At 45.0% G+C, this 12,670-nt stretch carries 13 protein-coding genes; 4 read left to right on the top strand and 9 right to left on the bottom strand.

Annotated features, from left to right (window positions below):
* Nucleotides 1-30: 30 nt before the first annotated feature.
* Nucleotides 31-1,116, bottom strand: a complete 1,086-nt coding sequence (locus J7623_RS07480) for an AI-2E family transporter (RefSeq protein WP_291919125.1) — start codon at nt 1,114-1,116, stop codon at nt 31-33.
* A gap of 279 nt (nt 1,117-1,395) precedes the next feature.
* On the opposite strand from J7623_RS07480, the gene J7623_RS07475 reads away from it, so the two are divergent.
* Nucleotides 1,396-3,798, top strand: coding sequence for an ABC transporter permease (locus J7623_RS07475; RefSeq protein ID WP_291919124.1), 2,403 nt, complete (start codon nt 1,396-1,398; stop codon nt 3,796-3,798).
* Here the strand turns inward: J7623_RS07475 and J7623_RS07470 are convergent.
* From J7623_RS07470 to J7623_RS07450, 5 genes are all read right to left on the bottom strand, one after another.
* Nucleotides 3,790-4,170: a hypothetical protein gene (locus J7623_RS07470; RefSeq protein WP_291919123.1), complete on the bottom strand. Its 381-nt coding sequence runs from the start codon at nt 4,168-4,170 to the stop codon at nt 3,790-3,792. The genes J7623_RS07475 and J7623_RS07470 overlap by 9 nt on opposite strands.
* A gap of 493 nt (nt 4,171-4,663) precedes the next feature.
* The gene (locus J7623_RS07465; protein ID WP_291919122.1) at nt 4,664-5,041 is read right to left on the bottom strand and encodes a hypothetical protein; all 378 of its coding nucleotides are present in this window, start codon (nt 5,039-5,041) and stop codon (nt 4,664-4,666) included.
* A gap of 37 nt (nt 5,042-5,078) precedes the next feature.
* Nucleotides 5,079-5,444 carry a hypothetical protein gene (locus J7623_RS07460; protein WP_291919121.1) on the bottom strand — a complete coding sequence of 122 codons (366 nt, stop codon included), beginning with the start codon at nt 5,442-5,444 and terminating at the stop codon, nt 5,079-5,081.
* Between the two features lie 11 nt (nt 5,445-5,455).
* A complete protein-coding gene (locus J7623_RS07455) occupies nt 5,456-6,007 on the bottom strand; it encodes a hypothetical protein (RefSeq protein ID WP_291919120.1) in 552 nt (183 codons plus the stop codon).
* A gap of 25 nt (nt 6,008-6,032) precedes the next feature.
* Nucleotides 6,033-6,281, bottom strand: a complete 249-nt coding sequence (locus tag J7623_RS07450) for an NTF2 fold immunity protein (protein WP_291919119.1) — start codon at nt 6,279-6,281, stop codon at nt 6,033-6,035.
* 169 nt (nt 6,282-6,450) lie between these two features.
* On the opposite strand from J7623_RS07450, the gene J7623_RS07445 reads away from it, so the two are divergent.
* A complete protein-coding gene (locus J7623_RS07445) occupies nt 6,451-7,020 on the top strand; it encodes a Crp/Fnr family transcriptional regulator (RefSeq protein WP_291919118.1) in 570 nt (189 codons plus the stop codon).
* Between the two features lie 3 nt (nt 7,021-7,023).
* On the opposite strand, the gene J7623_RS07440 is transcribed toward J7623_RS07445, so the two are convergent.
* From J7623_RS07440 to J7623_RS07430, 3 genes are all read right to left on the bottom strand, one after another.
* On the bottom strand, nt 7,024-9,393 hold the full coding sequence (locus J7623_RS07440; RefSeq protein ID WP_291919117.1) for an ABC transporter permease: 2,370 nt from the start codon (nt 9,391-9,393) through the stop codon (nt 7,024-7,026).
* 135 nt (nt 9,394-9,528) lie between these two features.
* Nucleotides 9,529-10,017 (bottom strand): dual specificity protein phosphatase family protein, encoded by a 489-nt coding sequence (locus J7623_RS07435; RefSeq protein ID WP_291919116.1) that lies wholly within the window; start codon nt 10,015-10,017, stop codon nt 9,529-9,531.
* A gap of 26 nt (nt 10,018-10,043) precedes the next feature.
* Nucleotides 10,044-10,844, bottom strand: a complete 801-nt coding sequence (locus tag J7623_RS07430) for a methyltransferase domain-containing protein (RefSeq protein WP_291919115.1) — start codon at nt 10,842-10,844, stop codon at nt 10,044-10,046.
* Between the two features lie 199 nt (nt 10,845-11,043).
* On the opposite strand from J7623_RS07430, the gene J7623_RS07425 reads away from it, so the two are divergent.
* Both J7623_RS07425 and J7623_RS07420 read left to right on the top strand, forming a co-directional pair.
* On the top strand, nt 11,044-11,508 hold the full coding sequence (locus tag J7623_RS07425) for a MarR family transcriptional regulator (RefSeq protein ID WP_291919114.1): 465 nt from the start codon (nt 11,044-11,046) through the stop codon (nt 11,506-11,508).
* A gap of 385 nt (nt 11,509-11,893) precedes the next feature.
* The gene (locus tag J7623_RS07420) at nt 11,894-12,607 is read left to right on the top strand and encodes a hypothetical protein (protein ID WP_291919113.1); all 714 of its coding nucleotides are present in this window, start codon (nt 11,894-11,896) and stop codon (nt 12,605-12,607) included.
* The last annotated feature ends 63 nt before the right edge of the window (nt 12,608-12,670 follow it).

Here is a 12,670-nt window from a genome sequence, read left to right as displayed (position 1 = left end):
ATGATACGTTTCGGATATGCGGCAAAGTTACTATCTATTTTCTGCCCCATGCGGACCATCTTTACGTTCCAGCCATGAATTGAAAATAGTATAGAATACAGATACAATGATAGCGCCTTTAAACATGCCGGTAAATCCCCATGCCGCCACACCACCTATCACACCGATAAACAGTACCAGGAAGGGCAGCTTGCCGCTTTTGGCGATCAGCACCGGTTTCAGGATAGCCTCGCCGATCAGGATACCGGCACCATATATCGCCAGGAAAAGTGTCATGCCCGGATGCCCCTGTGTAGCCATCCATATGGTGAGTGGTACCCATACCACCAGTGGTCCTATTTGTATGACCACCAGGAAAAAGATCAGGGCTGCCAGTCCTAATGCAAAGGGAATCCCGGCAATGGCCAGGCCAATCCAGGCCACAATAGCGGTAATAAATGCGGTGCCCATTACACCGATAGATACACCTTTCACCGCCATGGTGGTGGCGTTCAGCAAATCGCTTCCATCCTTGCGTCCCAGCAGATGTTCCACTGCCGCGCGAATAGGCCGCACCGCTTTTTCACCGCTTACCAGGAAAAATGCCGATACCACAATGCCAATAATCAACTGCACGGCGGTGCCAATAATACCGAAACCACTGCTCACCACGTGGTTTAACACCATCCGTACCGGCTGCTCATGCGAGTTTAAGGTTTCCTTGGGACTATCCTGCAGATGCTGCCAGAACGTACTGATCTCTGCACCAATATAAGGCGCATTCACCACCCATGCCGGCAATGGCGGCAGTCCGTTGTCTTTCACATCCCGGATCCAGTGCAGCGATTCCCGGACATGCGAGCTCATTTCCGCCACAATATAAGTGACCGGCAACGCAATGATCCCGACTACTACAATGGCGTATATGGTAGCTGTTAATTTGCGCCGCCCGCCCAACCACCGCACCATGCGCTCAAACAGCGGATAAAAAGAAACAGAAAAGATCAATGCAAAAGTGAGTACACCAAAAAATAAATGCAATACTTGGTACAGCGCTAACAGCAAAGCCAACAGCAACAGCAGTACGAGTATAGACTCAATCATATTTCTGGAAGCCGGCCGGAGGTGATTGTTCATACCATAAATTTTTAACAACAAATGGGCTTACCCTATAAATATAACACTCCTTCCTTAGTTAAGCAGCATATGCCCTCATTTGAAACAAAAGACACACCGTGCCGGCTTCCTTTCTCCCGAAATAATTAATATATTCGGGCAACTGCCGATACCGGACAAAAATGTCCGTTTCCGGACATCCCGGATAATGCCGCTCCCGGGAAACACCCTATGACAGCGGCACCATTAAATGGCAACCTTCTTGTGACCCGGAACGGCAGTTTACCAAACTACCGAAATATGTTTCTGAATTACCTGAAAATATCCTGGCGCAATCTCAGAAAAGATAAGTTTTATGCTATCATCAACATACTGGGGTTGGCACTGGCAACAGCAGCATTCTTGTTTATCATCAATTATGCGCGGTTTGAATACAGCTATGAAAACTTTTACAAAAATGCCGATAACATTTATCGCATTACACTCGATAGATACAGAGGTGCTGAATATGAAATGACGGATTGCGAAACACATCCACCACTGGGGCCATTGATCAAAAAACAATTTCCCGAAGTAGTGGATTATGTGCGGGTAGAACACCTGGAAGAAGTTCCCACCGTGGAAGCCGACGGAAAAGTTTTCAAGGTAGAAACATATGCGGTAGATAATTCCATGTTCACCGTTTTCAACTATGACTTTATAGCCGGACAACCCTCCACAGCACTCACGGCACCTAACCAGGCCGTGGTGACGGAATCTCTCGCCAAAAAAATGTTTGGTAACGAGCCTGCGGTAGGAAAATTGCTCCGGGATGGCGATTGGACCTATACCATTACCAGTGTTATTAAAGATGTACCACCCAATACTCACTTGAAATTTGATCTGCTCATCTCTTTCAACTCCCTGATTGGCAGAGGACTTGATCCCGAAAGCTGGAACGGTAATAATAACTATACCTATGTGCAACTACTCCCCCATGCCAGCCTCGCGGCCTTCAACAACAAGTTGATGCAGGTAGCCAAAGAAAAACTAAAGGATAACAAGATGAAAGCGGAGCCCATGAAAGATATACACCTGTTATCACATAAATCGTTCGAGCCGGAAGAAAACGGTGACCTGAAAACCGTACAGTTTATGGTGGTGATTGCCATACTTGTGTTGCTGGCAGGCGCGGTAAACTATGTAAATCTGACCACTGCCCGCGCCGCCGACCGCACCAAAGAAACGGGAATGCGCAAAGCGTTGGGCTCTTCCAGAATATCACTGGTGAAACAATTCATGACAGAAACTATATTAACCAACACCATCGCCATTGCCCTTGCATTGGCACTGATAGTCCTACTATTACCTTACTATGTAAAACTGACCGGACGTCCTGTTACGGCAGATTTCTTCCGGTCCTCCTTCTTCTGGCTCAGCACCCTGGCGCTTTTTGTATTCAGTTGTATACTCTCCGGGGTATATCCCGCCCTGGTGCTATCGGCGGTGAAACCTGTCAGCGTTACACGCAGATCTTTTACTACTTCTTCTGCAAGCACGCTATTTAGAAGAGTGTTGGTAGTAGGTCAATTTGCGGCAGCCCTGATAGTATTGTCCGCCTCGCTCATTGTTTTCAAACAGCTGTCTTATATGCGCCACCAGGACCTGGGCCTCAGCACCGACCAGACATTGATACTCAGGGTGCCATCCGGACAAGGTAAAGTAATGGATTCTATCCGCCGGCAGCAAACCACCGCGTATATCAACAACGTATCCCAACTATCGGAAGTAGAAAAAATCACGGCATCAGAAGCGCTACCCGGCGCCAGCTTACACGAACTGGCTACCATGAGTGGTATTCACCGGCCAGGTTCCAACATCGGCCTGAATACGGTCATCTATGCTTATGGTATTGATGAAAATTTCCTGCCGGTGATGAACCTTAAATTGCTGGCCGGCGACAATTTCCGGGGTGACGCTTCCCATAATGATAAGGTCATCCTTAGCAGGGAGGCCTGTCGCCTTTTTGGCTTTAATACCCCGGAAGAAGCCATCGGGCAAAAGCTTTCCTTTTCCTGGAACAGCCCTAACCACTTCAGCATTATTGCAGGTGTGGTGGAAGATTATCATCAACAGTCTTTAAAAACTGCGATACTTCCAATGCTTCACTGGTATCGCGGCAACGGAGGCAGTTTCTTTTCTGCTAAATTACATACCAAAGATATCGGGCAGACCATTGCAAAAATGCAAGCCCTCTGGCAGCAGCAATATCCGGGCTATCCATTTGAATACCATTTCTTCGACGAACTATATGATGAGCAATACAAAGCAGACCTGCAATTCGGTAAAATTGTACAGCTCTTCTCCTGGTTTACGCTGTTTATTACCTGTTTGGGCATCCTGGGCCTTACCGCCTACAACATTACCAAACGCAGTAAAGAAATAAGTATCCGGAAAGTACTGGGGGCTTCTGTGACCAGCATCGTAAATTTACTATCGGAAGATTTTGTTAAACTGGCGGCTATCGCGCTCTTCATCGCCACCCCGGTGACCTGGTACATCATGAGCCAATGGCTGCAGGAATACGCTTACCGCATACAAATACAATGGTGGATGTTTGCCGTTACCGGTCTGATCGTAGTAGCGATTGCCCTGCTGACGGTGAGCATACAATCGATCAAAGCCGCGCTGGCTAACCCGGTAAAGGCGCTGAAATCAGAGTGATTTCATTGACAACCGCATAAACTGCATTACCTCGTCATTTACATCTTCTGGTGAATACATACGAAAATGATGGTTCACCTGACGTGCATCACCAGGTACAGGCGCTATTTTCTGGAAACATAAATTATCCGGATATGCTTTTTCAAATGGGAATACAATGTGTACGAAGTTTTTTCCCAACTGTGTCACCCAGGCAATTCGCTTATCACCAAGGCCTATACCCAGCATGGATTTGGTGGGATACAGGTAAATATCCTTATTCAAAGCCGCATATTGTTCGAGGAAATGATGAAGCAAGGATAAGGTTGCCGGCGTTTTTCCGGCGATGAAGGATTTAGCTAATGGATCTTTAGAGGTGTCAAGGATGGACATTGGTTGTTAGGTGCTATTGTGGTCTAATATAGCTTTTACGCAATATTACCCTTTTTCTGATTTGTATAATACAAAAAACAAAAAAAGAAGGATAGAAAAATAAAGGTATCAACCTGATTAGTTGATGCATTGAAGCCCCTGTCTTACTCCCGAATATTAGATAGTTTAAGGAAGATGTAAACTCCATAGAAGTAGCTTCCGCAGCTTTTGGACTTATAAACAATAAACTATAAATTCCGTAACAACAGATCACAGCACCTGTTATCCAAAATATACTTCGTTTTCCCAGCCACGCCAGTACCAGTAAAAATAGCATCAGGCATGCAAATTTGTCCAATGGCCTATGTTTAGCTAAGGTTAAATAGCAGTTAACGCAGATGATAAGAAGGAAAAATGCAGGAACAAGACATTTAATAATTTTCAATTGACAATACTTTTTTTCATGAGACATAATACCAGGGGCTATCTCACTAACTATCATAAAATTTGTGCTTTATACGCTATAAGGCACCATCTCAACACTTTCCGCCAGTATTTTTATTTCACTTCCTGTAGAATTTGTTTGAATAATGTAGCAATTCAATTTGACGTTATCAAAAGCGCCTTTCCATATCTTATAAAAGTTCAATAAATCCGGATCATCGGCAGGTGCGATATAAGCCATATCTATTGATTCCTTCACCTTAATTCCCGAATTCATAGCAGCCTTAAATAAACAGACTCCTCTAAATATGATTTTTGACTTTGGATGGCCTTCATACCAGTCAATAACCATCTCTATAATATCATTATTCCCTGGATCTCTCCTGTCGAGGAAGATACTTTCGAGAGTTGAGTCGTGCCAATACTGGTCATCAAAATCAAAATTCATTACATCATATTTATAGATTTGAACATTCAATTACTTTTCACACGCTGGTGTATTTAACCCGTTTGCACCGGATAATTAAATCAGATTGAGGGTTCTCAGCTATTCCATCTGCCAATATCAATGGAAAAAAATCAAAAACAATCTCATCGTGTTCTTGCTTTATCATTACAGCATTTACTACTACAGATGAGGTTCTTCTATTTTCAGCAAACCGAAAACACAATACTTCTTCAAAAACTAATATTATCCTTTCCCATTCAAAATTACCCTCATGATTCATACAGTTAATCAGCACTTCTATGCTTCCTTTTCCGGAAGCACTGTGAACATTGCTCTCAAAAGAAAACCTCCAAATGAGTGCGTCTGAAAAATCTCCATACCGTTTAACTATTTCATCTATCATACATTTCTAAATTATTGTACTCTGAATCCTGTAAGCTCCTCCAATGACCGCGTCACCAACCGCTCATTTTGAAAATAATGTTCCACCTTCATGACCTCCCAATAATCTCTCCGCTTCAACTTAGGCCATAGCCAATTGGCGTAAAAAACGGCAATCCGGTAACGCACAGGCTCCATATCTTTAGGCTCGGTAGATTTATTTGCTAACAAGCCCTTAAATTCGTTTAGCAGGTAATAACCCGTTTCCAACTCCTGAATAGTCACATAGTTTTGCGGCAAAAAAAACCGTCGAAAAATCCTGGAGACAATAGCGTCAACCCTATATGATCTCCATGATAATCCATAATATTTAGGAGATAAATTAAGTTGCTTACACACGCCTATAAAAAAATCAAAAAAATATTCTGCATCTGATCTTTCCTTATAAAACAAACATAACTCCTCCCAATCGTTCCACCTGGATCTATCAAGCGATAAATCCACTTGCCTGAAGCTGGCAGTGATACCTATCAAATACTTGTAATCAATAAATACCTTATTGCCTTTTTTAACGAAAGATGCCATTTCCCATGATATTCAAATTTAATAATCACTTATAATGCGTCATTCTCACCACCTTCAAACTATCTCTTAATATTTCAACATATACCGTACCCCCCACAAATCCATCTGGCATAGTTCCTTCGACTACCCAAAGGGAATCATTCTTCTTCGTGGCCACCAGTGGGAGCTCTCCTTGTATGATTCTTTTTCCATAAACCTTAATAGCGGTATCTTTCGCTATCATCAGTACTTTTTCCTCTTCTGACAGCTGCGCATTATTACTTTTACAAGCCATCAGGAAACAGGTTAGCAAACTTACCTTTAGAAAGTTAGATTGGAAAACTTCAAAAAGCTTTAAATACATAAGTTAAACAGGGATTAAGCGTATTCACTGAGGGAAGGTAACCAAAAAAACGTATTCTTCTCCTCCGGAAACCCTAACTTCCCATCAAAATACATCTCCATTGACAGAACTGGCACAATATATCAACGGCTACTTTGGCATCCCGAAAGAAGAAATAGAAAAGATTACACCCTTCTTTCAGCTCACCACCCTATCCAAGGGAGAATACTTCCTGAAAGCCGGCCGCATCTGCGATCAGCTGAGTTTTCATAAGTCGGGGTTACTCCGTGTATATGCCAACAGTGAGGAGAAAGAAATTACGCAGTGGATTTCTTATCAAGGCTATTTCGTAACAGACCTGGCTGGGATTATTTTCAACAAACCTTCCAGGTATAACATTGTGGCACTGGCAGATTGTGAGTTTTATACGATCAACAAAACGGATTACCATAATATTGGTCAGCATATTCCGCAATGGCACCTGTTAGAGAAACTGTTTATTGCACGTTGTTTTACCCTGATGGAAGACCGCATCTTTAACCTGTTGTCGCTAACAGCCGAGCAGCGCTACCATCAGCTGTTGCAGCAACATGGGGAGCTGTTTAACCTGGTACCGTTACAGTACCTGGCTTCCATGATGGGCATGACACCGGAAACATTAAGCCGGTTACGGAAAAAAGCGATGAAATAAACGCTACTCTGTTCTTAAACTTTTCACGGGATTCATCACGGCGGCACGTACACTCTGAAAGCTCACGGTAACCAACGCGATGACAAGCGTAACGATACCTGCCAGGCCAAACACCCACCAATCCAGCTCAACTTTATAGGCAAAATTTTTCAGCCAATGATGCATGGCCAGCCACGCCAAAGGTGTGGCAATGGCCATTCCTATTACTACGGGCTGGAGAAAGCTGGAAGACAGCAGCAGGAAGATATTGGTGGCGGAAGCGCCTAATACTTTCCGGACGCCGATTTCTTTGGTGCGTTGTCCGGCTGTAAACAGCGCCAGGCCAAACAATCCTAAACAGGAAATGAAAATAGCGAGTGCGGCGAAGTAGTTGCATAACTGGCTCACCAACTGCTCACTCTTGTATAGCCGCGTATATTCTTCATCGGAAAACTGGTACGTAAACGGGAAATTAGGGTTTATATTTTTGCAGATACCAGTCAATTCAGCCAGTACCGTTTTGGTTTTAGCACCGGTGGTACGCACCAGGATGGTGCCCCATTTGGGACGGTTATCCAGGCGAATCACCAGCGGCGATATCGTTTCGTGCATGGATGTAAAGTGGAAGTCTTTCAGGACGCCAATAATTTTTCCGGGTACACTACCGAGTGTAAAAGGCTGCCCTATGGGATTTGTATACCCCGTTCTTTTAACAGCCGCTTCATTTAAAATATAACTGCCGGAATCATTCCCGTATTCGCGGGAAAAATCGCGTCCATCTAGAAGTTGCAGGCGCATAGTTTTTACAAAGTCGTAGCCCACTGCAGCATCTGCGAAAGAAACATCCTGGCTGGGATCTTTACCAGTCCAGTTAATGCCGCCTTTATGATGCTCAATCACTGTCGGCGATTCCTTCATCTTTGTGATGGCCAGCACACCGGGTATGTTCATAGCCTGTTCCTTAAATACATCGTATTTGGAGAGCAGTTCACCTTCCAGTGGAATATAGAGTAAATGTTGCCGGTCGTAGCCCAGGTTTTTAGTTTGTATATAATCCATTTGCCGGTATATCACCATCATTCCCACTATCAACACAATAGACAAGACAAACTGGAAAACAACGAGACCTTTGCGGAAATGAGCGCCGCCGCTGCTGAATTTCAGGCCACCTTTCAGCACACGGGCCGGGTGCAGGGAGGATAAAAACAAGGCGGGATAACTGCCGGCTACGAAGCCGGTTAACAGTACTAATCCGGATAATACCAGCCAAAAAGTGCCCTTGTCGAATGGCAGGTAAAGTTGCTTTCCACTGAGGTGATTAAATGCAGGTAATAGTAAGATGGATACCAATACGGCGATGCCTGTCGCTACAAATACCAACAGGAGTGCTTCCCCGATAAACTGGCTGATTAATACACCACGACGGGCGCCCACCACTTTTCTCACGCCTACTTCTTTGGCTCTTTTGGCAGCATGTGCGGTGGCGAGGTTCATAAAGTTAATGCAGGCGATGAGCAAAATAAAAACAGCCAGCAGGGTAAAGAGCCTTACGTATGCGATACGGCCGCCGGCCGGATGTCCTTCTTCAAAAGTGCTGTGGAGGTACTTTTCGCCATAGGGTTGCAATCCCAGTTCAGTGGTTGATTCTTTATTTTTAGGTTGATAGTGATAGAGAAACTCTTTCAGCCTGGCAGCTACTTTGGCAGGGTCAGCCTGGGCACGGAGCTGGATATACGTAGCTGGACTTGCGCTGCCCCAGGTTTTTGCCCACGGGTTGGTGGCCACAAAATCATCCCAGCTACGAATAAAATCAAATTGAACAGACGAGGCGGCGGGTATTTCAAATACCGCGTTAATAGCCAGGCTGGTGGTATCTTCATAGCGGATCAGCTGACCAATGGCTTTTTCCGGGCTTCCGAAAAATAATTCCGCCATATGCCTGGAAATAGCAATAGTGCCGGGAGCTCCCAGGGTAACATCTTTATCTCCGTGCAGTAAAGGGTAACTGAACATGCGTAAGAAATCTGCGCCGGCATAGCCTCCCGCCATTTTTACCGCTTTATTATTTGCCTGGAAAGCAATGGGAGGATATGCCTGCCATCCGCTGGCCAGCTCCACTTCAGGCACATCTTTCTTTAAAGCGTCTGCCAGCAGGCCTTGCGTGAGATAACTACCATCTACTTTGCCATCGGCAGATTGACGCAGGTATACCTGGTAGAGGTAATCATGATTAACATGAAACTGATCCATGCTGCGTTCGTCCTGTACCCACAATAACATTAACAGGCTGCAGGCCATGCCCAGCGCCAATCCCATAATGTTAATAGCAGAAAATGTTTTGTTGCGGACAAGATTACGCCAGGCAATGCGGAAATAGTTGCTTATCATGATCATTTATATCAGTTATGGGAGACATTGAAAAACTATGCCATGGTTGACCGAAATAAACGCCAGTACATTAAGCAGTATTTATTTTTTAATATGTCCGTTTTTGATACAGGTAATGACCGGTATTATCATTGTTTGTCATTACCTCGCCCTGCTTTTCAACCAGGACTCCTGTTCGGCAGTATCCGGCACTTTAAGGCCACGGGCTTTGCTGATTTTGGCGAGCAGGTCATCATAGCGGGCACCTTTTAGGAGCATCAGGCTGCCGGCAATGATCGCAGATCTGCCGATGCCCATCCTGCAATGTATACAAATAGTTTCACCGTTGTCGATAGCTGCTTCCAATGTGCGAAGCAACTTTTCTGTGTAAGAGCCGGTGGGGGGCGCTTCCCGGTCCGGGAAAGGGAAATGAATAAACCGGAGACCATTTCTGATGGCAGTTACCTGCTCCATCGTAAGCGCTAACTCCCTTATTTCAGCGGGTTCCAGCAGGCACACCAATACATCTACGCCCTGCTTTTTGATGCTGCGGATATCATCTTCGAGCCAGTCGTCGCCACGGGGCCGTGGCATGATGCCTAAGGAGGCACCATTGGGAAATTTCTCCAGCCAATAAATGCGTGTTTTCATGTAATGATGGATTCCATTTTATAGACTCAAACAGTGGCCCGCACTTCCTTCAATTTCATCACCATTTTTTCTGCGGCCGTATTTATCCAAGCATCATATGCCGTGATGGCGGCCAGTCTTTCTGCTTCTGTAACAACTCCGGCAGCCACCATTTGCGGGCCGCGCAGTTCCGCTACCTTAGACCAGATACCTACTTTTTCTGCAAATGCCGGGTGGCTACGGGTATACACTTCATCGGCGGATAATGTTTCGATGTGGTGTAATTCCAACTGCGAAAAAATATCCGGCAAATGATCCGCCATATCGTTATCCATGCCCGCATCTGCGCGCCAGCGAAGAAAGGCGTCGTAGAAGTGCTGCATGGCGGCAGGTGGCGCAGGTGTCCATTCCAGTTGGGTGTGATTGTAATCCAGTATCGACAGGATACCTCCGGGGCGTAACAGCGACTTCAAATGCCGCAATGCTTCTGCTGGATTATTTAACCATTGCAGCACGCGGGCGGCAACAATCAGGTCAAATTTTTCTTCTGGGTCATAAGTAAACAAATCGGCTGTAAGCAGTGTCAGTTGAGGCACAGCGGCATGATCCTGCTGCCCTTTGGCGATTAAGTGGGTGCTGCTGTCGATACCAATAACGGTGCCCGCAGTACCAACTGCGGCGGCAATACCTGCTGATATAGCGCCGGTACCACAGCCTACATCAAGTACACGCATTCCCTCACGTAAAACAGGTATTAAAGTGGCGTAGCTGTTGGCCAAACTTCTGCTATCTAAAACGCTGCTGTCGCCTTCCGGCATCCGCGCTCTTTCTGTGGCGGTATTGCTCATGTAAGTTTATTTTATAGGAAGATAAATTTAGTTTTCACCGGCAGAAGGATACCTGTATGGCGTGCTCCTATCCTCGTTACTATCAGTACGATGCTTTTAAAGATAATAGAGCTGAGGGGAAAGAAAAAAAAATATTTGGTTCTCCTAAAAGAGAACCAAACAACTTTTCTACCTTTATACCCTGACATCTATAACAGGATTGGAAAAATACAGGGCGAAAATAGAACAACACAGTAACACAATGGAGTCGATGGGGCTTACCCCTGTGGCGGCGAGGATATTCATTTACCTGTTGCTGAGTGAACAACACCAGGCCACTTTCGAACAAATGGTAAGATACTTTGGTGTCAGTAAAAGTGCCGTATCCAATGCGCTGAAAATGTTAGAGTCTGCCCGGATGATAGAAGCTAAAACTATTGGTGGGCAAAGAAAGCGCTACTTCTCTGTTAGCATACATAATATGTTCAGCGAGGTAACGTTATCGCAAAAGATCAAGGAGTTCTATTCTGCACTCGATGACATCAGCGCAACAAGAAAAGTGGATGACGACTTCAACGCAGAACTGGAAGATGTATCAGAACTATACAAAATGATGTTGTTCGAAATTCCGTTGATCCTCGAAAGATGGAAAAGAACAGTGGAGTTAAAAAGAAAAAGTAAGTAATCATTTTTTTGCACTCATTGGTTCTTTTATTTCAGAACCAATAGAAATAAAAACAGGTATCCTCTTATTACTGACCATCCACAGCAACAAGGCAAACCATGTCTCCCAACATTCCACCAACACAGCAGACGCTCTGCTCATGCCTGGCATATGTCATCTATCCTGATGGTCACCCATGATGAAGACATTACGGTTAAATCAGATCAAACTATTCACCTGGTGGACGGAAAAATTGATAGCATCCACTAGCACGCTGCGTTTATAACGATGCCTGCAGGGGCACAGCCATTTTTCCCGATTGCGCAAATCATTTTCCTCTTTTGAAAAGTTATCCTGACCATCGCATACTAGTTTTATCGGCTGTAATGATCTAAATATAAATAGAATGAAAAAATTCCTGTTTTCTGTTATTTTATGCTGCAGCATACAAGCGCTTTTTGCCCATGCCATCTGGATTGAGACAGACACCAATGGTAAAATCGGGCAGGCACAAACCGTTAAAGTATTCTTTGGTGAATTCTCTGAAAATGAGCGCGACTCCACCCAGCACTGGTTCAGCAATATGTCGGCCTTTACGTTGTTCCTTGTTACCCCCGACGGACAAAAAACACCACTCACCTGTACACCGGCCGGCAACCACTTTGCGGCGACCTTTACACCGAAAGTAGCCGGCGCACATGTGTTATCCATTGACCATACTGTGCAGGCCATTTATGGGGACAGTAAAATTCACTATTATGCATTGGGGCTGGTAAAAGTAAACGGCTCGCTCAAAGGAGTAGATAACGTGCCCGCCTATACGGATTTTGTACTACTGGCAAATCATCAACAGAGGCCTAAACTCCACCAGCCGGAAAAGATTCAACTGAGCTATAAAAAGGCAGCACCACCAGGTGGTGACGTTACCATCCAATCCGCAGAAGGATGGTCAAAAAAAATCAAAGCCAATCAACAGGGCGATATTACGTTCTCCCCTGCATGGGTGGGCCGGTATATGCTGGAAGGCACCTTCACGGATACCAACAGCGGTGAGCATGAAGGGCAGGCATTTAAAAAGACCTGGCACTGTGTAACCTGGTGCATGGAAGTAGCGAAATAGCTGTTAGCTTCTAGCAAAATGCAGCGAAGATCGACCTAACATCATCTTCGCTGCATTTTGCTA

The sequence above is a fragment of the Chitinophaga sp. genome, assembly GCF_017745275.1.
Lineage (GTDB): Bacteria > Bacteroidota > Bacteroidia > Chitinophagales > Chitinophagaceae > Chitinophaga.
This window is presented reverse-complemented; position numbering and strand designations above follow the sequence as displayed.